This is a genomic window from Neisseria macacae ATCC 33926 (genome assembly GCF_022749495.1).
In the GTDB taxonomy this organism is placed as follows: domain Bacteria; phylum Pseudomonadota; class Gammaproteobacteria; order Burkholderiales; family Neisseriaceae; genus Neisseria; species Neisseria macacae.
In genome coordinates this window covers 379,051-400,585 of sequence record NZ_CP094241.1, presented here as the reverse complement: position 1 = coordinate 400,585, position 21,535 = coordinate 379,051, and the positions used below count along the sequence as shown (strand labels likewise).

The following is a 21,535-nucleotide window of genomic DNA, read 5'->3' as shown; positions in this document are numbered from 1 at the left end:
ATTTTTTACCGTATCAATTCAGCCTTTATCTCGTGGGCAAAGACCACTACACCAACTGCCCTCGGAACCATTTACCTTCAAAATTCGGATTTCTTACAAGCAAAATCTGTACCACCTTGTTAAAATATACCGATTAATTATTTCATCAAGGATTGTTATGGCTGATTTCCGCCGCGTACACGACGGACAATGTTATTTCTTTACCGTAGTTTCCTATCGCCGCCGTCCCATATTGTGCGATCCGCCTGTCAAGCGATCCTTACGGCAGGCCGTATTGGATGTCCGGCAGGATTTTGATTTCAACATCGACGCATGGGTTTTGCTGCCCGACCATATGCACGCGATTTGGACGCTTCCCGAAGGCGATTGCGATTACAGCCGGCGTTGGGCTTTAATTAAACGCAAGGTCTCGCAAGACTGCGGTTTCCTATATCCTTGGCATCATGCGGCAGAGGTTCAAAAACGGCGAAACGAATCGTTTATTTGGCAGCGGCGTTTTTGGGAACACTGCATCCGCGACGAATCGGATTACCAAAAACATATGGATTACATTCATTTCAACCCCGTTAAGCACGGTTTGACCGCATCTGTCTCGGATTGGCAGTATTCCACCTTCCACCGCCATGTTCGGAATGGTATGTATCCTGCCGATTGGGGAGGTGTTGCCGATGCCGATAATCAGGACATGGATTTCGGTGAGCCTTAATCTGTTTCCTATTTAAATTTCGCGGGTTGTTTCGTTTTATTTCGTGGGCAGAGCCCACGCTACGTTTTGCTTTTCAGACGGCCTGCATGTAGCGTGGACTTCGTCCGCGAAGATTCCTGATTGCAACTATCTATCCTGTTTCGTGGGCAGAGCCCACGCTACGTCTTGTTTTCAGACGACCTGTATGTAGCGTGGACTTCGTCCGCGAAAATTCTTGATTGCAACTATCCTCCCTGTTTCGTGGGCAGAGCCCACGCTACTTCTGCTTTTCAGACGACCTCTAAGCCGCGTTCCCTTCCAAAAAGTCCTGTGCAAACCGTTGCAGCACGCCGCCGGCTTCGTACACCAGCACTTCCTCTGCAGTATCGAGGCGGCAGGTAACGGGGACTTCGACGGTTTCGCCGTTTTTGCGGTGGATGACGAGGGTCAGGTCGCCGCGCGGTTTGCGTTCGCCGACCACATCGTAGGTTTCCGTGCCGTCCAGTTGCAGGGTGTGGCGGTTGGTGCCGGGTTTGAATTGCAGCGGCAATACGCCCATGCCGATGAGGTTGGTGCGGTGGATGCGCTCGAAACCTTCGGCGGCGATGGCTTCCACGCCCGCCAGCCTTACGCCCTTCGCCGCCCAGTCGCGGCTGGAGCCTTGTCCGTAGTCCGCGCCGGCTATGATGATGAGCGGCTGTTTGCGGTTCATATAGGTTTCGATGGCTTCCCACATACGCATGGTTTCGCCTTCGGGTTCGACGCGGGCGAGCGAGCCTTGGCGCACGCTGCCGTCTTCGTTTTTCACCATTTCGTTAAACAATTTCGGATTGGCGAAGGTGGCGCGTTGGGCGGTGAGGTGGTCGCCGCGGTGGGTGGCGTAGGAATTGAAGTCTTCTTCGGGCAAACCCATTTTCGCCAGATATTCGCCTGCCGCGCTGCTTGCCAGAATCGCATTGGATGGCGAGAGGTGGTCGGTGGTGATGTTGTCGGGCAAAATCGCCAGCGGACGCATACCGGTCAACGTGCGTTCGCCTGCCAGCGCGCCTTCCCAATAGGGCGGACGGCGGATGTAGGTGGACATCGGACGCCAGTCGTACAGCGGACTCGGGGCTTTTTGCGCTTTGCCGGTGTCGAACATCGGGATATACACGTCGCGGAACTGCTGCGGTTTCACATATTCGCCAACGACGGCATCGATTTCTTCGTCGGTCGGCCAGATGTCTTTCAGGCGGATTTCTTTGCCGTCGTCTGAAACGCCGAGTACGTCGTTTTCAATATCGAAACGGATGCTGCCCGCGACGGCGTATGCCACCACCAGCGGGGGCGAAGCGAGGAAAGCCTGTTTCGCATACGGGTGGATGCGGCCGTCGAAGTTGCGGTTGCCGGACAGTACGGCGGTGGCGTACAAATCGCGGTCTATGATTTCCTGCTGGATTTTCGGGTCGAGCGCGCCGCTCATGCCGTTGCAGGTGGTGCAGGCGAAGGCGACGATGCCGAAGCCGAGTTTTTCCATTTCGGGCAGTAGGCCTGCTTCTTTCAAATAGATTTCCGCCACTTTCGAGCCGGGGGCGAACGAGGTTTTGACCCACGGTTTGCGTTTCAGCCCGAAGCGGTTGGCGTTGCGCGCCAAGAGTGCGGCGGCAACGACGTTGCGCGGGTTGGAAGTGTTGGTGCAACTGGTAATCGCGGCGATGATGACCGCGCCGTCGGGCATGAGGCCGTCTGAAGGCTCTTCGTAAGGCTTCGCCAGCCCTTTCGCCGCCAAATCGGCGGTGGCAAAACGCGCGTGCGGGTTGCTCGGGCCTGCCATGTTGCGCGTTACGCTGCTCAAGTCAAACTGCAACACGCGCGGATAAACGGCGGTTTTCAGGTCGTCCGCCCACAGCCCTGCGGTTTTGGCGTAGGTTTCCACCAATTTCACCTGCGCATCGTCGCGTCCGGTCAGTTTCAAATAATCAATGGTTTGCGCGTCGATGGCGAACATGGCGGCAGTCGCGCCGAACTCCGGCGTCATGTTGGAAATGGTCGCACGGTCGCCGATGGACAGGCTGCTTGCGCCCTCGCCGAAAAATTCGACAAACGCCCCGACCACGCGCTCTTTGCGCAGAAACTCGGTCAGCGCCAACACAATATCCGTCGCCGTAATGCCCGCCTGCCGTTTGCCCGTCAGCTCCACGCCGACAATATCGGGCAGGCGCATCATGGACGCGCGTCCCAGCATCACGGTTTCCGCTTCCAAACCGCCCACGCCCACGGAAATCACGCCCAGCGCGTCAACGTGCGGCGTGTGCGAATCCGTACCGACGCAGGTATCGGGGAACGCCACGCCGTTTTTAACTTGGACGACGGGCGACATTTTTTCCAGATTGATTTGGTGCATGATGCCGTTGCCCGCCGGAATCACGTCCACATTTTCAAAAGCGGTTTTCGTCCAGTTGATAAAGTGGAAACGGTCTTCGTTGCGGCGGTCTTCGATTTCACGGTTTTTGCGGAACGCATCGGGGTCGTAGCCGCCGCATTCCACCGCCAGCGAATGATCGACGATGAGCTGCGTCTGCACCACCGGATTCACTTTGGCAGGATCGCCGCCCTTCTCTGCAATCGCATCGCGCAAGCCCGCCAAATCCACCAGCGCGGTCTGCCCCAAAATATCATGGCACACCACCCGCGCGGGATACCACGGAAAATCGATTTCCTGCTTGCCTTCTATCAGCTGGCCCAGCCAGCTTTGCAGCGTCGGCAAATCGACCTTGTCCGCGCGGTTGACCAAGTTCTCCGCCAAAATGCGGCTCGTGTAAGGCAGCTTGTCGTAAGAGCCGGCTTGAATGTCCTCACACGCCGCACGCGCGTCGTAGTATTCCAAATCCGTACCGGGCAGCGGTTTGCGGTAACGTTGGTTGGCAGCCATGTTCAGTTCTCCTGTGGATCTATTTTTCTTGTGGTTTGGGGTTTCAGACGACGTTTGTTGAAGGGGTCGTCTGAAATCTTGGGAAATAAAAACTATTCAACTCGCTTCAACAATGGTCTATACAATCCATTGATAGACACAATACCGGCAATAATCAGAATAGCGCCGACAAAGAAGCGTCCTTCCGGTATTTCATTCAAAAACATCCAAGCCAGTACGGCGGCAAATAATGGCTCGGCCAATTCAGTTACCTGCACCTTCGCGGCACTCAAATAATCCAATGCTTTAGTTGTACAATAAAATCCTAAAATCGTCGGCAATAAAGACAGTGCCAAGAGTGGCGGAATAAAAGACCATTGCCAATGTATATCCTCAAGACCTTCCAATGAAGGGATAAACAAAAAAATACTTCCAAAAAACATCAAGATCCGTGTCAAATAAATACCGCCGTTTAAGCCGAATTTTTTAATCAAAACGGAAAAACAACCGTAACCCGAGCCCGCCAGTGCGGCATTCAGAATCAACCCTAAATTTCCTTCTCCAGTCCAAGAAATCACCGCGATCCCCGATACTGCCAAACCCACACCGACGACTGAAGAAATATAAATACGTTCGTTTAATAGTATGCTGTCCAATATCAAGGCAGATACGGCAGCCGATGCCATTAATACAACTACTACATTCGCAGCATTACCGTATTGATAAGCGGTGGTTTCAAAGAAAAACAAAGTGTAAATTCCGAAAAAAGCACAAATTGCGACTTTAAACAACAACGGCAAGATTGCCTCTTTCTTTTTTGAAATATCCGCAATCTGTCTGGTAAAACCAGTACGGCAAAGCAAAATGCTGATAAACACAAAACCTGTCAAAGTTTTCAAAAATGCAATATGCTGAACAGACAGGCCCTGCTCCATTAATACCTTACTGAATATACCGATAGTTGCATTCAGAAGGGCTGCAGAAACTGCCAAAAATATTCCCATCAGTAAATCAGGCAGCTTCATATTTACTCCATAATACTTTGCACATAGGTGCATTATTGTTTTTCGAAAAGAAAATCCCTCCAAAATCTTTATTTACCTCTTGATAATCAAACGCCTTTATTTCAAAAAGTTGCCGCGCTGCCTCCGCCATTCCCGCCGCGGCCTGTCCTCGCTTAGGCGGGGGCGGGAATGACGGCAGACGTTGCGGCTGGTTTTTCAGACGACCTTCTCTCTCGCATATTTCAACAGGTCGTCTGAAAAGCTTAACCGTAGGCGGATCTCAGTTTTCCACGGGCAACGCCCGCGCTACACGTCGTCTGAAATCCGATTGGCGTCTCCTACGGTTGTGGTCCGTCTCAGCGTTCTTCAATCTCCACAAACGCCAAATCTTCAGGGCCGGTATAGTTCGCGCTCGGACGGATGATTTTGCCGTCTTTGCGCTGTTCGAGGACGTGTGCCGCCCAGCCGGTGGAGCGCGAAATCACAAACAGCGGCGTGAACATGGCGGTCGGGACGCCGAGTTTTTGGTAGGACACGGCGGAGAACCAGTCCAAGTTCGGGAACATTTTTTTCTCTTCCCACATCACGCTCTCCAAGCGCTCGGCGATGTCGAAGAGGCGCATGTCGCCCGCTTCCCGGCTCAAACCGCGCGCCACTTCTTTAATCACGACGTTGCGCGGGTCGGAAATGGTGTAAACCGGATGGCCGAACCCGATAACGATTTCCTTGCGGGCGATGCGTTCGCGGATGTCGGCTTCGGCTTCGTCGGCGTTGCGGTAGCGTTTTTGGATGTCGTAGGCAACTTCGTTCGCGCCGCCGTGTTTCGGACCTTTAAGCGCGCCGATGGCGCCGGTGATGCAGGAATACATGTCCGAACCCGTACCGGCAATCACGCGGGCGGTGAAGGTGGAGGCGTTGAACTCGTGTTCCGCATACAGAATCAGCGAAACGTGCATGGCTTTCACCTGCGATTCGGTCGGGCGTTTGCCGTGCAACAGGTGCAGGAAGTGGCCGCCGATGGTGTCTTCTTTGCTTTCAACGTCGATGCGTTTGCCGTTGTGCGAATATTGATACCAGTAGAGCAGGATGCTGCCGAGGCTGGCGATGAGTTTGTCCGCAATGTCGCGCGCTTCGCTTTCGGGGTGGCTTTCGCGTTCGGGATGAACGCAGCCAAGCATGGACACGCCGGTACGCATGACGTCCATCGGATGCGTGTGCGCGGGCAAGCTTTCCAACACTTTAATCACGCGGATAGGCAGGCCGCGCATGGATTTGAGTTTGGCTTTGTAGGCGGCGAGTTCGAATTTGTTGGGCAGATGACCGTGAATCAGCAGGTAGGCGACTTCTTCGAACTCGCATTTCTGCGCCAGATCGAGAATGTCGTAACCGCGGTAGCTCAAATCGTTGCCCGTGCGGCCGACCGTACACAGCGCGGTATTGCCCGCCGCCACGCCGGAAAGTGCTACGGATTTTTTCGGTTTGAAGGTCGGGGTTTCGGTGGTTGCAGTCATGGTATTTCTCCTTTGTGTTTTTATGGGTTTTGTGTTTTCAGACGACCTATTCAAGGTTGGAGGTCGTCTGAAAACGGTTTTTACTTCTGAAACAATTTATCCAGCTTCTGCTCGAAGTCGTGATAATTCAAATGCTCGTAAAGCTCGGCGCGGGTCTGCATGGTATCGACCACCGCCGCCTGCGTGCCGTCGCGCATAATCGCCTCATAAACATTCAGCGCGGCCTTGCTCGCGGCGCGGAAAGACGATAGCGGATACAGCACCAGCGACACGCCGTTGTCCGCCAGCTCGCGCTGCGTATAAAGCGGCGTCGCGCCGAATTCGGTAATGTTCGCCAACACGGGCACTTTCACCGCATCCGCAAACTGCCGGTACATCGCCAAATCCGTCATCGCTTCGGGGAAAATCATGTCCGCGCCCGCTTCCACGCAAGCCTGCGCCCGCTCGATGGCGGCATCCAAACCTTCCACCGCCAGCGCGTCCGTCCGCGCCATAATCACAAAATTCTCATCCACGCGCGCATCGACGGCGGCTTTAATGCGGTCTACCATTTCATCTTTAGAAACAATGGCCTTGTTCGGACGATGCCCGCAACGCTTCTGCGCCACCTGGTCTTCGATATGCACCGCTGCCACGCCCGCACGCTCGAAGTTGCGAATCGTGCGCGCGATATTGAACGCCCCGCCCCAGCCGACATCGATGTCCACCAGCAAAGGCGTATCCACATTGTCCGTAATCCGCCGCGCATCAATCAGCACATCTTCCATCGTGGTGATGCCCAAATCCGGAATCCCGCACGAACAGGCCGCCACGCCGCCGCCCGACAGATACACCGCCTTAAACCCGCTCTGCGTCGCCAGCCGCGCAAAATAAGCGTTTACACAGCCGACCACGGCAAGGGGATTCGACTCCTTCACAGCTTGGCGGAAACGGGTGCCGGCAGAAAGTTGGCTCATGATATTTCTCCTTTGTAGATTAGATTTTTTTCAGTATCGACTCAGCGGCCCGGTTTCCGCGAAACCCGAAACGAACCGTTCAAAAAGAAACAATGGTTTCAAAACCGTTTTCAGACGACCTTTCAAAACCCAAACCCATCGGGTCATCTGAAAAATCAAAATCAATAAAAACAATTAGTTAACAAATTCAATACAAATAATTCGGCTGAAGCGGAGGTATATGAAATTTTTAATAATTTTTAAATTCGGAAAGGAAATACAGTTGGAAAGACAGAATTTTCAAAACCCAAACCGTCCGCAGAAATGCAGAAACCCCGATTCGGGCGAAGAGCCGTCAGACCGCCGCGACTGCCCAAAAGCAGACGACGACGGATGCGGCAGAGATAGAAGACGATCTATAACAAGACGGAGAAGTTTGGTACAGATTCATGATAGGGTTCCTTTGTAGTGCAATGTAGTTTTTATTGGTAAGGGCAAATTTAAAAAATAATTTTCAGGCTGTCAAATACTTTTTCTAAAATATTTTTAAAAAATTCAATCATTAATGAACAATACTTCATAAATAAACCCAAAATCCTCGCCTCAAAACACCTCGAATCCTTATCTGAAAAAGCCTACATCGCCATCAACCAATCAGAACGTTTTTAAACAATCCATCTCAAAAACAAATATAATTAATTCATTTATCAGGAATTTTTGTTCAAGTGCGAAAATAGGTATCCACACCGCCCAAACCGCCCTATTTTCCACCTACTCCCTTTTCAGACGACCAGAACTAAAATAACATCATGATTTACAATTAAAACTATAATATTTAAAAATGTAGTCATATGTAGTTTTAAATATAAAGGTCGTCTGAAAATCGTAACCCTATGATTTCAGACGACCTCGCCCCAGCCGTAGTGGGCTCCGCCCACGAAAAAAACGCCATATATCTCCCGACTCGGAAACCAAGCTATCAATCCCGTGGGCAAAGCCCACGCTACAATCCGCGGCAGGCATTGCCACACCCTACCCGTCGCCCGTTGAATTTACTTATCAAGAAAATTTTTTGTATTTAAAGGGAAATTGTTTGCTTATCTCGGGCTCACGTTCATCCACCATAAAGCATAAAAAGGTCGTCTGAAATCCATCACCCCACGATTTCAGACGACCCCGACCCAGCCGTAGCGTGGGCTCCGCCCACGAAAAAAACAACACGGTTTATCGCCCGACTCGAAAACCAAGCTATCAATCCCGTGGGCAAAGCCCACGCTACAATCCGCGGCAGGCATTGCCACGCCCTACCCGTCGCCCGTTGAATTTACTTATCAAGAAAATTTTTTGTATTTAAAGGGAAATTGTTTGCTTATCTCGGACTCACGTTCATCCACCATAAAACACAAATAAGGTCGTCTGAAACCCGTAATCACATGGTTTCAGACGACCTTTTATCTTTCCCATCCGCTTTTCAGACGACCTTACAACAAGAATATCGTCGCCAGCCCTAAGAAAATCAGAAAACCGCCGGAATCCGTTACCGCCGTAATCAGTACCGAGCTGCCCAAGGCAGGGTCGCGTCCGAATTTATCCATGATGACGGGGATGAGTACGCCGACCGAGGCGGCGAGCAAGAGGTTCAGTGTCATCGCGGCGACCATCACCAAGCCGATGCCGATGCTGCCGTACAGCAGCCATGACACCACGCCCATGACCGTTCCCCAGATGATGCCGTTGACCAGAGCGACGCCGACTTCTTTTTTCAACAAGCGTCCCGCCTGCATCCCTGTCAACTGCCCCATCGCCATCGCGCGGACAATCATGGTGATGGTTTGGTTGCCGGAGTTGCCGCCGATACCGGCAACGATGGGCATCAGCGCGGCGAGTGCGACGATTTTTTCGATACTGCCTTCAAACGCGCCGATAACGCGGCTGGCGAGAAAGGCGGTGCAGAGGTTGACGGCAAGCCACATCCAGCGGTTTTTCACCGAATCCCAGACAGGCGCAAACAAATCTTCCTCTTCCTGCAAACCCGCCATGTTCAACATATCCGCTTCCGATTCTTCGCGGATAACGTCCACCATCTCGTCGATGGTAATCCTGCCGATGAGCTTTTTGTTTTCATCGACCACGGGCGCGGTGACCAAGTCATAACGTTCGAACGCCTGCGCCGCCTCTTCCACATCGTCTTCGGGACGGAAGCGCACGACTTCGGTCGCCATCACGTCTGCCACCAAGTCTTCGGGATCGGCAACCAAAAGTTTGCGGATGGGCAGCACGCCTTGCAGGATGTCGTTTTCATCGACCACAAAAATCTTGTCGGTATGGTCGGGCAGGCTCTCGAAACGGCGCAGGTAACGTAGCACCACTTCGCAGGCAACGTCTGCGCGGATGCTGACCAACTCGAAGTCCATAATCGCGCCGACTTGGTTGTCTTCATACGACATCGCCGCCTTGACTTGGGCGCGCTCTTCCTCGTCGCGCGTCTGCAAGGCTTCATAGACCACTTGGTGCGGCAAATCGCCCGCCAGCTCCGCCAGTTCGTCCGCGTCCAAGTCATCGACTGCCGCCAACAGCTCGTCTTTGTCCATCGACTCGATCAGCGTTTCGCGCACCGCGTCGGAGACTTCCAGCAACACTTCGCCGTCGTCTTCAGGCGTAACCAGAAGCCAGACGATATTACGCTCGCGCGGCGGCAACGATTCCAACACCGCCGCCACGTCGGCAGGGTGCAGCTCGTTCAAAAGGACGGTCAGCTCGGTAAATTTCTCGCGCAACGCCTCGTCCTCAATCGGCACACCTTCCTCAATTTGCGGGAAGGCAGGCGAGAGGATTTCGCACAGCGCGTGGATACGGTCGAAATCGGCGGAAACGCGCTCTACGTCGCTTTCGATACCGTCGTTTTCAAGGTTCGGAGGGGTTTGTTCGATGCTCATAAATGCTCCGCCCGCCGGATGCGGGAAAGCATTTCGGCGGGATGGTTATCGTGTATTTCGGGATAAACCGGAAGGGAAGTTCAGTAAAAACGAACTGGGAAGGTCCATAATAAAAGCCTGCTGATTCAGGCGTCGTGTTGGAAACGGAGCGTATTTTACCGCGTTTCGAGGCGGTTTACTATTTTTAACTGAAAAGGTCGTCTGAAATTTATAAATTTCAGACGACCTTTCAACACCTTATTAAGGTAAAACACCTAATTTTTCAAGAATTTCAACTTTTTTAAGATCTAACGCACTTAGTTTCTCGATCAGTTTATTATATTTCTCTTCCGACTCCATTATTTCTTTGGGAAACTCGTTGGTTAATTGGCTAAATAACAATTTCCCGTCATCATCAAAATATTCTTCCTCTCCACCAAAAACGGATCCATGAACTTGAATCATTTTCTTACCATTAGGATAAAAAAACGTAGTGAGTACATTTTCCTCTTTAAGATCGGTTTCAATCGTCATGACCAGTGTGCCATCCACATAATTGCCATAGACAACTTCATTGCGCGCAACATCTGTTTGTTTGAAACTGGATACCTTCCCATCTTCTGAGTAGAAAGTTAAGATACCGTTCTCAACTGCTGAAGAATCAGAGTTTTTCTCATTTTTAACCGAGACCACAGCCGGGTCGATTTGTTTAGTTCCACTATCCTGATAAAAATCCTGAATCACTAAGTTTCCATCAGCGGTCTTACCCAAAATCTCGCGATAAAAACCTCCTTTAGCAGGACGTTTTGCCAGTTTGAATTTGGGCGTAAAGTAATAGACTTTCTTCTCTCGTAACGGAACATCAATTAGTTTGGATGTTTTAGCGACGGAATATTTTTCCCAATCTTGCGCACTGGCAGGAATAGGAAGCGCAGTTTTGCCTGTTTTGTATACGCTAGTTTGATGATGCGATGCAAAACTTTCCGCCGAATTATCCTTAATTGCCGAGCAGGCACTCAATGCGCCTGCAACAAATAAAACAATCAATAATTTTTTCATAAAATTCCTTTTAAAAAAACATCATCTGAATACTGGCAGCGTGAATAACTATAAAAGATGGAAGGTTATCTAAAAATTTTTCCAAACAATTTTACCATGAATAATGTTATTTCCATATTTTGTATTGTCTATTTTGCAAAAGTCTCAGCTTTCCAGAAAACACTTCTATGATCCAATCCCAATGGATCAATCCATAAAGTCGGGTTGACAACATAGGCATACAAATTTCCCCCGCCTTTCAACCAAATCGGATCTTGACTTACAAACCGCCCGATTTCAGGGTCGTAATACCGGAAACGGTTGTAGTGCAGCCCGCTTTCTTCGTCGTAATACTGACCTTGGAAGCGGAACGGGATGTTGGCTTTGAGGTCGTCTGAAACGGTTTCGTTACGGATTCTGCCCCATGCTTCGTATTCGACCGTCCATACGGCTTCGCCTTTTGCATTGTGCGCGGCAATCGGTGTGCCGAGATGGTCGAGTTGGTAATAAACCAATTCGGGCTGCACTTCGGACTGCCCTTGGGGTTCGGGCGGGATTTTCAGCAGCGGATCGGTTTCGGGGTCGTAGCTGTAGGGTTCGGCAGGTTTGTCTTCCCTTTCTATGCCTATCGGCGAGGTCGTCTGAAATTGCGCCAGCGGTTCGAATGTACCGGGTTCGAACAGGTAATGGGTGTTTTGTCCGTTTGTGCTTTCGATGGCAAGGGTGTCTTCCTGCCAGTGGTAGACGGTGATTTCTCCGTTGCGGATTTTGGCGGTACGCCTGCCCAACGGATCGTAGCGGTATTCGGTACTGCCGTTGCGGTTTTCTATTTTAATGAGTTGATTCAAGCCATTCCAAATATCAATGAAAGAATTTTAGTATTCTTATATTAAGAAAACAATTAGCATTCAGATGTAAGCATACTCAAAAAATCGTTTAAATTATTTGAAACGCATTCAATATTTTCAAAATATTGAATTCCACTTTCCTCTGCCTCAAAATCATGAGACCAGTAAAATATTTTAGATATATACTCGTCTTTTATGCCAATTAAAATTAAATCCCCACCTCCTGCAGATGCAATAGGTAACATGGATGATGGATATCTATCATTGTACATATTTAAATGCCACTCAATAGATTCTTCTAATTTAGGATTATTAAACAATCCAAAAAAGAAATTTAAAACCCTACCATCTAAAAAACAACTATTATTTGGTATTCCTCCATTATGTTTTTCTAAAAATTCCTTATATTCATCTGGTAATAATAAATTATGCTCATTTTCAAATTTTAAAATATCATCACATGAAGCTGTTTGATGGGCATTTAAAAATAGATACCTTTTGATAGCTTTCTTACTTAACTGACCTTCATTGCTCTCTAAATCTTTAATTTCTTCTTCTGACTTACCAAATTTTAAAATTTCAACCATTTTATACTCCATAAATTAATATTAACGTTTTCTTGTTCCACATATCGCAGCACCACCAGTATGTTTAATTGCATCATGAAGATCATATGGAATCAACTGAATTTTTCCATTTTTTTCTGTATGATGCCAAATGTATTTCTTGCCATCTATTATCATATTTCCTTTATCCTTATAATTATTACTATTGCCAAATGCTATTCTATTTGCTTGACTAAAATCTTTACTATCTGAAATAAACCCTCCGGGTAAATTAACTGTTCTTATTGCATATCTGGAAAAATCTGGGAATCCCATCATATTAAAAGGAACCCCATGTTGATATTTTGATGATAATCCTGGGTATTTTTTTAAAATATTTTGATTAACATCTTTCATGGTCATAGTTTTACCTGCAAAACATGAATTTATAGGAAATTTACCATTTATTTTTTGTGGAGCACTAGGACCATGTCGAACTGCAAAACTAGATTTTGATGCCAATCCAAATGGATCAACCCATTCTATTGGATTAGAAGCATAAATATAAACATTTATCCCACCCATCAACCCAATCGGATCCTGACTTACAAACCGCCCGATTTCAGGGTCGTAATAGCGGAAACGGTTGTAGTGCTGCCCGCTTTCTTCGTCGTAATACTGACCTTGGAAGCGGAACGGGATGTTGGCTTTGAGGTCGTCTGAAACGGTTTCGTTACGGATTCTACCCCATGCTTCGTATTCCGCCGTCCATACGGCTTCGCCTTTTGCATTGTGTGCTGCAATCGGCGTACCGAGATGGTCGAGTTGGTAATAAACCAAATCGGGCTGCACTTCGGACTGCTCTTGGGGTTCGGGCGGGATTTTCAGCAGCGGATCGGTTTCGGGATCGTAGCTGTACGGCTCGGCGGGTTTATCTTCCCTTTCTATGCCTATCGGCGAGGTCGTCTGAAATTGCGCCAACGGTTCGAATGTACCGGGCTCGAACAGGTAATGGGTATTTTGTCCGTTTGTGCTTTCGATGGCAAGGGTGTCTTCCTGCCAGTGGTAGACGGTGGTTTCTCCGTTGCGGATTTTAGCGGTACGCCTGCCCAAGGGGTCGTAGCGGTATTCGGTGCTGCCGTTGCGGTTTTTTATTTTAATGAGTTGGTTGTAGCCGTTCCAATGGTAGTCTGTGGTTTCGCCGTTGCGGGTTTTGCGGATCAGGTTGCCGCGTTGGTCGTAGTCGTAGTGTACACCTGCGTACTCTTTAAGCAGGTTGCCCCAGACTTTGTTTAAGGACGGTTTTTCTTGGCTGTTTGTTTGGCCTGTATGGTCTTGTTTGTTGCCGCTTAGGTCGAGACGGTTGTCGGCGGGGTCAAAGGCGAAGGTTTCGCTAAAGTCGGGAGTGACGGCGGCGATCAGCCTGCCGATGGGATCGTAGCGGTATTGGGTTTGACCTCCTCTGCTTTGGATATGGGTCAGTTGTCCGGCGGCATCATAGCCGTATTCGCGCCGGCTGCGGTTGTGGATTTGCTGCAGGATTCTGCCCATTGGGTCGTATTGTGTTTCTTGGCGGATATGTTTGCCAAAGGTGCGTTCGGTTTCGCGGTGTAGTTTGTCGCGTTCAAAGGCGGCTATTTCATTACGGTTGAGGGTAATGCCGTGCAGGTGGCCGCTGCCATAGTGGAGGTAACCGATACGCTGTCCGTCGGGACGGATGGTTTCGGTACGGTTGCCCAATGCGTCGTAGCGGTGATGCCAGACGTGGCTTCGGGCTGTGCCGTCCAAGCTGTCGTGGCGGTATTCCCTGATAAGGTTGCCGAGCTTGTCGTAGAAGTATTGGTGGCGGCTGTGGGCGTTTTGGGTTCCTGCCAGCCTGCCGCTTGAGTCATAGGCGTAGTTTTCTTTGTCGGTTTCGTGTGTCTCGCCGTTTTCATCGGTCACAAGGATGCTGCGGCTTTCGATACGGCCGGCGGGGTCGTAGTCCAGCTTAGTGATGGTACCGGCTTCGTCTATGCGTTCGAGTACGCCGCTTCCTTGGGTGTAATGGTAGCGGGTGATTTTACCGTCAAAGCCTTTTTCTTCGGTCAGCGCACCGACGCTATTGTAGCGTAATCCGTAAAGATCGCCGTTTTGGTTCAGCAGCCCAACCAAGTGGCTGTTTAGATCGTATCGGTATTGGACTTGTTGTCCGAGCGCATCGGTACGGATGAAGAGACGGCCGCCTTTGTCGTAGGTATAGCGGGTGCTTTGCTTGAGCGGATCGGTATGCTCAAGCAATCTGCCTTCCGCATCATGCAGGTAGGATTCCCTCGTGCCGTCTGCTTGGATCACAGCCTCGGGATTGCCCCTTGAATCATAGCTATAGTGTGTGCTGTTGCCTTCGGCATCGGTTTGGGTTTGCAGACGGCCTCTGTCATCATATTGCCAGCGGCTGGTATAGCCGGAGCAGTCGGTATGACTCGAGATTTGTCCATCCTTCGTCCAAGTCAGGGTTTTAATGCCACCAAGTGCGTCGGTGATTTCTATCGGTAAGCCTGCATCATTGTAGCGATAGCGGGTTTCGTTCTCTTCGGGGTCTATTTCGAGAATCATGTTGCCCTTGACATCATATTGACGCAACCAGCGGTGTCCCTCAGGATCGGTAACGGCTGTCAAATTATTGTCGGCATCGTATTCAAAAGAAACAACACTACCATCGGCTCTGATGTGCTCAAGTATATTATCCCTTTCGTCATATTCATATTGGTCTTCACTGCCATCAGGGTGAATATGACAGAAGATGTTTTTACGGTCATCACGGTAGAACCATTCTTCGGTGGAATCAGGGTAAATGATGCGGTAGGTGTAACCTTCATAGTCATAGTAGTAAATGGTGGAATGACCGTAAGCATCGGTTACAGTGGTTTCCCGAATGTCTTTACTCCATTCGAGCTTGAGTTCTTCGCTGCCGTCATCGTTATATTCGCGTATACATTTAGCCCTGTGGCGGCGGCCGCTCCATTCAAGATTGACCCCACGCCCGGTGCGGTCGCTGTAACGAGTAACCAGATGTTGACGGTAGGTATATTCGCGCACATCTCCAGCCTCGTCGGTGGCGTGGACAAGATCGCCTTCGGCGCTGTATTCATATGCGGCGAGTAGGCGCGGATTCTCTCCTAAGAGTTCGATACGGCTGATTTTACCTTGCTCGTTGTAACTGATGCCGATAGTATGACCATTGCTGTCGTTGACAGCAATCAGACGGCTACCGCTGTAATGGAAGCCCAGTGCATTGCCGTTGCGGTCTTTGATTGCACTCAAGCGGAAACTATTGCCGTCACGTTCATAGATTTCCAACAAATCTTTGCCAACATTAAGGGTCAGCAGGTCTTTGTCTATACGCGCAAGGGTAAAATCTTCTATGGGGTGATGCCAGGCTCTACCAACTTCCAACAGCGGAAAGGAAACTGCCCTACCGTCCGTAGTATGGTATAGCAGCTCGTTTTTACGAATACCAATCCGGGAAGTATAAGGGGTAATCCAACGCGCGCCTAATTCACCTTTTTCATAGGTAATAAGACCGGAGCAGTAAGTGCGGCTCCAGCTTATCGGCATAATGCCGGGCAAGGTAAAGTCAGTATGGGTAAAGGTTTCCTGTCCGGTAGCAAAATCGATGGACTTCCTAGATGAGCCGAGAGTACCACAACAATTTTTGCTAGGAGCCGATTTATTTTTACCATGTTCCTGCTTGTCTGCTGACTCCATGCGTTTATTATCTTTGTGATGCTTATTTTTACCTGGCACACTGGTAGATAACCTCTTCGCCTTCCGCTTCCTAACAGCCGCCAGTATCAACTCAAACAGCTTAAACAAAGAGGCTGCTGTTCCAACGATATAATTATTGACCCTAAGACCGTTTGCTCTTAATGACTGTGCAATTATTTTAAGCTTACTTTTAATCTTGTCAGGAACCATCGAAGCCACTGCCGCATTGATTTTATCTTTAACAACAGCTTCCCCTTTATAACTGGCTGAAAGTAGGTAGAGGTTTCGTCCCTCTGGAGTAAAAACAGTTCCATTATTAAATGCTTGTGAGGCTCTTCGATGCAGCTGTGCTGTATCGAATATTTTCCCTGATGCAATTGTTTCAAATGCGGTAGCCGTTTTGTTTAGTGTGTTCTGTGCATGACTGCCAATCGTTTGCAGCAATTTAGACAGCCCACTTTTATAAGTCTCTAAAAATTTTTCTATATCACCCTTGTGACCAGCAGAAATATGATTAATTATGGCACTAATAGCTGCTTCAGAAAGAACTGCACCACTTTGATTTAATATAGGTTTAGCATATTTCAGCATTGGACGAACGGTTACATTTGCTGCAGTTCTGGCTGTATTTCCACCAGGAATGATGCCAATAATATTAATAGCCAGATTAATCCAATCAACCATATCGGCTTTAGGTTTTTCTACTATTTCTTTAATAGAAAAAACCGTATCAACAACTGCCATCGCATTACCAATTACTGGCACAGCTCCAGCAACAACGGCCAATTTATCCAGAGTAACTACCCCGCTTGAGATATCTCTTAACCATTTATCAAATCTGTTCACTCCTCTAGTGGCGTCACCTTTGAAAGCGGATGCTGGGCCAACTGCTGATCTTGTTTGTGGTGTTGACATGAGGAACTCCTTATTTCTTAAATGTGTGTTTGACTGTTTCAGATAAAGACTGCGTTACGGTATTTTTAAGACTTTTTTCCAGATGTTGACGTACCTGTTTAACTGCCTCTGTCTTAACCTGACTACTGAGTTGTTTTAATGCTTGTGACGGATTGATGTCTTTTGCACTGTTAACTAGGGAAGAAACAGATTCTGCAGCCTGCTTAAACTGATTGATCTGTTCCTTTATGTTGCTGACCTTCTCTTGCTCAATGAAAGAGTTAATTTCAAAAGCTTCCTTATTAATATCAGCTTCTTCATGCCCATTCCTTGGGTCTGGATGATAAACTACCTTTGCAGCCCCCTCTGCCAGCCCACTGACAATAGCACGACCTATGTCATCCAATAGACCAGTACGAACTTGACCACTACTATCGGTAACGGTAAATTTACCACCTTTGACACCTGGTTGATGTTCCATATTATAAAAATGATGCAATTCCAACTGCCCTTTGGCTGCTTTGGGCATAGAGCTTTGGATGGATTGACTGGCAGGACCGACTTTCTGCCAAGCGGATGATTTGTTGATAATCTGCCCAGGTGTTCCAATTTCAACCTGTCCTCCTCCAATTGTGATGTATGAACCATCACAAACTAAAGTAAGCTTTTTAGCTGCAGAAATAATTACTTCGCCATTGACACTTTCGATTCGGACATCTTTAGCCGCAGCAGCAGTGATATTGTCCTGCTGCGCCTGCAACACTACATCTCCTTTGGATGCAACCATTTTGATACCCAGCGTCTGCGCGAACATTCGAATTACCTCGCCGGCAGCAACAGTGAATTTTTTAAATGCACTATTATGAATGTTATTACCTGCTGTATGCATAATGTTTTCAGTGGCACTGGCTTGCACATCCTTTGGGGTACTCAATACGATTCCAGCAGGAGCACTGGCAATTAAACCTGCACTTTTCAAACCATCAGCATCCAGGTCTACTGAGACTCCATTACCATAATTTTCTCCTTGCTCCATCAGATTTTTACTGGAACCAGACGATTCTTGATCTCCCAAGGGAATCTCCGCTCGTTTGGCTGCTTTTGCCAATCCTTGCGCCATGTCTAGGGCTTCTTTCAACTGCTTGATTGCAGCCTCCATATCCAAGACATTTCCATCTGCTTTACCCTGAGCATCTGCGCTGATCAATATGCCTTTACCCGCCCGTACCGCGCCCCAGCCGTCGGTTCTGAGTTCGAAGCCTTCGCCGTTTTCTCCACGTTTTTCCCGACTTGAGTCGACGATGTGGCCGAGGTTGAGTTGGGATTTTTGGTAGTCGGTGGCGAGTTTGATGTGTTCCTGACCTTTTTGGTCTTCCATCCTGAGTTTGTTGTTCGCCCAGGTACGGATGACGTTCCTTGTGTTCCAATCGGCAGGAATGTGGTCGGGATGGGCGCTGTCGTGCATGACGCCGGAGATATACGGACGGTCGGGGTTGCCTTGGACGAAGGACAGCATGACTTCGGTGCCTTCGTGTAATGGGAAGTGGATGCCGTATTCGGGACCGGCATAGGGTTTAGCGAGTCGGACGGGACGGCTTTCGCCGCCGGGGCTCCATTCGTCCAAATCAAACGGCAGTTTGACGCGGTAGCGTCCCATGTCGTCGATGTAGGCGTAGGTACAGTTCTCTGCTGCGGTCACCCGTGCGGGCAGTGTGCCGGCGATATGCGGACGCGGGGTGGTGCGTTCGGGACGGAAGGCGTGTTGGGCGGGTATGGCGGTAAAGGTATGGGTATAGGCGGTATCGCGGCTGCCGCTGTGTTCCATACTGAGTACCAGCCAGCCGTCGGGTGCTTCGGGGAAGGCGGTATCGGTTTGGAACACTTTCATCGGCGCCATGGAGACGACGTTGCCGCTGCCGTTGGCGACGGTTTGGCGGCAGAGGACGGCTTCGTTCAACAGGGTCGTCTGAACTTTGGCTTCGTCGGGGGTTTTGGGATGGAGGCCCCAGTTTTGCTGTTTGCCCAATAAGACGGTGTTGTCGGCAGATTCTTCGGACTGTTTGTTGTCGGTTTCGGCAAAGAGGTCGGTATCGGCGGTGCGGTAGTTGTAGTCGGCACTGCGTATGCCTTCGACGATGGGGTTGTGGCGGATGCTGAGGTTGAACAGTGCTTCGGTACCGACGCTTTCCAGTCCGGCATGGGGGCGGTAAGAAACGGGCAGGCTTTGGTCGCGGAAGTAGTGTTCGGAACTGTCGCCAAAGACGACTACGTCGCCATGTTGTTCATGCTGTTCGAAGGCATACCAAATGCCTTCTTCTTCACACAGACGGTTGATAAAGGCAAAGTCGCTTTCGAGATACTGGGTCACATACTCGCGGACGGTGTAGCTGCGGCTTTTTTGGAAACGGTAGTCGACACCGGAGAAGCCGTGGTGTTTGAAGACGGCGGCAACGATGTCGGGGACGGTTTGGTTTTGAAACAGTCGGGAGGATTGGAAATGTTTTAAAGCCGCGAAGCGCGGCTCTAAAACAAAGCGGTAAACGGTTTCATCCTTGGAGACGGACAGCTTCTCACACGAAGTCACGATGCCCTGCCATTGTTTCGCCGGAGACTCGTCCGAACCGGCTGAAAAGGCGGCGGCGACTTCGGACAATACGGCCTCCTGCGGACGGATTTCAAACGCTGCGCGCTGGTTGAGATAGGAAGAGAGCGGCAAGGAGGAATCGGTGGAAGTGGCGGTGATTTCGACGCGGTAGGCGGTGTTGGCGGCTTCGGAGGCGGTGAAAGAACGAACAGAGAGTGACGGGGAGAAACGGGCGAAGGTGAGATGGTAGGATTGGCGGGCAGTCATGGCGTTGAATTTAAAGATGACAATGAGGTTCGTATGGTAACTTGAACGTCATCAACGGTAAAGCAAATGGGATAAACGGTAGAAAGGTCGTCTGAATGGAGGTTTTCAGACGACCTTTTAACAACTTATAAAGAGAATGCACCTAATTTCTCAAAAATTTCAATCTCTCTAAATATTAACTCACTTTATAATAATCAAACAGTAACTTTATCTATCCCAACATCAGGGATTAATAATTTTTTAGGTGAACCGATGAAAGATAAACCATCCTCCCTCTGTTTCACATGCCATAAAATTAATCCATTCTGCCATGACTTCCATAGCTCATCAGAGTAATTGATAGGTTCTTCTAAAATGGCTCCAACAGCAAAAGGAGGAATCCAAATTTCTGTTAAAACACCATCCCCTTTCCAACCGGCATGCCTAAAAGCTGTAGTAATAATTTGATACTCTTCATCCTGTGGATTTAAATTGCTAACTTTGCAAAAATCTAATAGATCAATCCACTCATAAATGTAAACATAGAGATTCTTTGATTTTTTTAGGAAAACCAATTGTTTTTCATAAACCATCTTCAGAAAACCTTAAATTGTTAAAATATTGTAATGATTCTTTCCTTCCTGGCTCTAGAACCTAGAGATTAAGTTATGGATTTGAGTTTTTAAAGAGAAAACTTTTCCTCTGTAACGGTTAGATTTTCAACCCAACTTACTCTTATTTCTCTATGCTATTCTAAAGTAAAGCAAAAAATTCCAGTATTATCTATATCGTATAATCCTAGGAATTGCATTTTTAAATTATTCTCTATGACCATCTTTTTAAATTCATCCGTAACCCCATATATATAAGGTCTCAGCTTGTCTCTAAATATGTATTTATAAGAAATATCTTTATAACAATCTAGGGATTTATTATCTAGAAAATCAATACTATTTTTTATATACAAAGCATATATATCATATGGAGTATTGTTGATTAGACATGGAAAAAATAGGGCTTCCTCTTTCAATTTATCCTGTGAAATTTCAAGAAATTTTTTTGAAAACAATAAAATTCCTGAAGATGAGAAATAAAAATCCGCATCCAAAATTTCAGAAAAGTGAAATTCAAATTCATCATCATATGTCAGATTTATACGAGGTTTTTTTAGGAAGTTATCATCAATATTAAATTTAAAATAGTCTAAAATACTATCCTTATTATTACCTTTTAAATTAAAAGAAAAGTCAACATTGCTGCTTTTGGGAGGAAAAATTGTATAGAGTTGCATATCATCTGATCCTAATTTTTCTTACGATAAATCCATAGAATAATATGTTAACGCTGATGGCCTTGTTCAGGAGGTATTATTTTATTACTTGGTATTCTACCGCTATTAGTGGATCGCAAATCCCATGGATCAATCCAGCCCGTTGGAGTATCTGCATAAGTATATAAATTATCCCCACCCTATGACCTAATCATATCCTGACTCATACATCGCCTGATTTCGGTATCGTCATGACGGAAACGGTTGTAGTGCAGCCCGCTTTCTCTATCGTAATACTGACCTTGGAAGCGGGACGGGATGTTGACTTTGGGGTCGTCTGAAACGGTTCCGTTACGGATTCTACCCCATGCTTCGTATTTGGCCGTCCATACGGCTTCGCCTTTTGCATTATGTGGCAATCGG

General features: G+C 48.4%; 14 protein-coding genes. 1 reads left to right on the top strand and 13 read right to left on the bottom strand.

Features of this window, described 5'->3' with window-relative positions:
- Window positions 1–157: 157 nt before the first annotated feature.
- Window positions 158–706 carry an REP-associated tyrosine transposase gene (locus MON40_RS01915; RefSeq protein ID WP_039863229.1) on the top strand — a complete coding sequence of 183 codons (549 nt, stop codon included), beginning with the start codon at window positions 158–160 and terminating at the stop codon, window positions 704–706.
- Between the two features lie 280 nt (window positions 707–986).
- Here the strand turns inward: MON40_RS01915 and acnD are convergent, their stop codons facing one another.
- From acnD to MON40_RS01850, 13 genes are all read right to left on the bottom strand, one after another.
- A complete protein-coding gene (gene acnD, locus MON40_RS01910) occupies window positions 987–3,596 on the bottom strand; it encodes a Fe/S-dependent 2-methylisocitrate dehydratase AcnD (RefSeq protein WP_003779822.1) in 2,610 nt (869 codons plus the stop codon).
- Window positions 3,597–3,688: 92 nt separating this feature from the next.
- Window positions 3,689–4,600: a DMT family transporter gene (locus MON40_RS01905; RefSeq protein ID WP_003764988.1), complete on the bottom strand. Its 912-nt coding sequence runs from the start codon at window positions 4,598–4,600 to the stop codon at window positions 3,689–3,691.
- Between the two features lie 335 nt (window positions 4,601–4,935).
- Window positions 4,936–6,090: a bifunctional 2-methylcitrate synthase/citrate synthase gene (gene prpC, locus MON40_RS01900; RefSeq protein ID WP_039409160.1), complete on the bottom strand. Its 1,155-nt coding sequence runs from the start codon at window positions 6,088–6,090 to the stop codon at window positions 4,936–4,938.
- 80 nt (window positions 6,091–6,170) lie between these two features.
- The gene (gene prpB / locus MON40_RS01895; protein ID WP_003779818.1) at window positions 6,171–7,046 is read right to left on the bottom strand and encodes a methylisocitrate lyase; all 876 of its coding nucleotides are present in this window, start codon (window positions 7,044–7,046) and stop codon (window positions 6,171–6,173) included.
- A gap of 1,460 nt (window positions 7,047–8,506) precedes the next feature.
- Window positions 8,507–9,961 (bottom strand): magnesium transporter, encoded by a 1,455-nt coding sequence (gene mgtE / locus MON40_RS01890; RefSeq protein WP_003779814.1) that lies wholly within the window; start codon window positions 9,959–9,961, stop codon window positions 8,507–8,509.
- Window positions 9,962–10,201: 240 nt separating this feature from the next.
- Window positions 10,202–10,999 carry a hypothetical protein gene (locus tag MON40_RS01885; RefSeq protein ID WP_242925978.1) on the bottom strand — a complete coding sequence of 266 codons (798 nt, stop codon included), beginning with the start codon at window positions 10,997–10,999 and terminating at the stop codon, window positions 10,202–10,204.
- Between the two features lie 128 nt (window positions 11,000–11,127).
- The gene (locus MON40_RS01880; protein ID WP_003779812.1) at window positions 11,128–11,826 is read right to left on the bottom strand and encodes an RHS repeat-associated core domain-containing protein; all 699 of its coding nucleotides are present in this window, start codon (window positions 11,824–11,826) and stop codon (window positions 11,128–11,130) included.
- 53 nt (window positions 11,827–11,879) lie between these two features.
- Window positions 11,880–12,413 carry an SMI1/KNR4 family protein gene (locus tag MON40_RS01875; RefSeq protein ID WP_147611991.1) on the bottom strand — a complete coding sequence of 178 codons (534 nt, stop codon included), beginning with the start codon at window positions 12,411–12,413 and terminating at the stop codon, window positions 11,880–11,882.
- Window positions 12,414–12,434: 21 nt separating this feature from the next.
- Window positions 12,435–17,033, bottom strand: a complete 4,599-nt coding sequence (locus MON40_RS01870) for an RHS repeat-associated core domain-containing protein (protein ID WP_003779810.1) — start codon at window positions 17,031–17,033, stop codon at window positions 12,435–12,437.
- A 10-nt stretch (window positions 17,034–17,043) separates the two neighbouring features.
- Entirely contained in the window at window positions 17,044–19,863 is a 2,820-nt protein-coding gene (locus tag MON40_RS01865) for a type VI secretion system Vgr family protein (protein WP_242925977.1), read from the bottom strand.
- Window positions 19,864–20,057: 194 nt separating this feature from the next.
- Window positions 20,058–20,435, bottom strand: a complete 378-nt coding sequence (locus MON40_RS01860; RefSeq protein ID WP_003780560.1) for a hypothetical protein — start codon at window positions 20,433–20,435, stop codon at window positions 20,058–20,060.
- A 155-nt stretch (window positions 20,436–20,590) separates the two neighbouring features.
- Entirely contained in the window at window positions 20,591–21,133 is a 543-nt protein-coding gene (locus MON40_RS01855; RefSeq protein WP_242925976.1) for a hypothetical protein, read from the bottom strand.
- Window positions 21,134–21,312: 179 nt separating this feature from the next.
- A complete protein-coding gene (locus tag MON40_RS01850) occupies window positions 21,313–21,531 on the bottom strand; it encodes an RHS repeat domain-containing protein (protein ID WP_003779806.1) in 219 nt (72 codons plus the stop codon).
- Between the last annotated feature and the right edge of the window lie 4 nt (window positions 21,532–21,535).

What these genes read in the sequence shown, in the direction of transcription:
- MON40_RS01905 (WP_003764988.1), bottom strand. Translation starts at nt 4,600, where the DNA reads ATGAAGCTGCCTGATTTACTGATGGGAATATTTTTGGCAGTTTCTGCA.
- MON40_RS01860 (WP_003780560.1), bottom strand. Translation starts at nt 20,435, where the DNA reads ATGGTTTATGAAAAACAATTGGTTTTCCTAAAAAAATCAAAGAATCTC.
- MON40_RS01870 (WP_003779810.1), bottom strand. Translation starts at nt 17,033, where the DNA reads ATGTCAACACCACAAACAAGATCAGCAGTTGGCCCAGCATCCGCTTTC.
- prpC (WP_039409160.1), bottom strand. Translation starts at nt 6,090, where the DNA reads ATGACTGCAACCACCGAAACCCCGACCTTCAAACCGAAAAAATCCGTA.
- prpB (WP_003779818.1), bottom strand. Translation starts at nt 7,046, where the DNA reads ATGAGCCAACTTTCTGCCGGCACCCGTTTCCGCCAAGCTGTGAAGGAG.
- MON40_RS01885 (WP_242925978.1), bottom strand. Translation starts at nt 10,999, where the DNA reads ATGAAAAAATTATTGATTGTTTTATTTGTTGCAGGCGCATTGAGTGCC.
- acnD (WP_003779822.1), bottom strand. Translation starts at nt 3,596, where the DNA reads ATGGCTGCCAACCAACGTTACCGCAAACCGCTGCCCGGTACGGATTTG.
- MON40_RS01915 (WP_039863229.1), top strand. Translation starts at nt 158, where the DNA reads ATGGCTGATTTCCGCCGCGTACACGACGGACAATGTTATTTCTTTACC.
- MON40_RS01855 (WP_242925976.1), bottom strand. Translation starts at nt 21,133, where the DNA reads ATGCAACTCTATACAATTTTTCCTCCCAAAAGCAGCAATGTTGACTTT.
- MON40_RS01865 (WP_242925977.1), bottom strand. Translation starts at nt 19,863, where the DNA reads ATGACTGCCCGCCAATCCTACCATCTCACCTTCGCCCGTTTCTCCCCG.
- MON40_RS01875 (WP_147611991.1), bottom strand. Translation starts at nt 12,413, where the DNA reads ATGGTTGAAATTTTAAAATTTGGTAAGTCAGAAGAAGAAATTAAAGAT.
- mgtE (WP_003779814.1), bottom strand. Translation starts at nt 9,961, where the DNA reads ATGAGCATCGAACAAACCCCTCCGAACCTTGAAAACGACGGTATCGAA.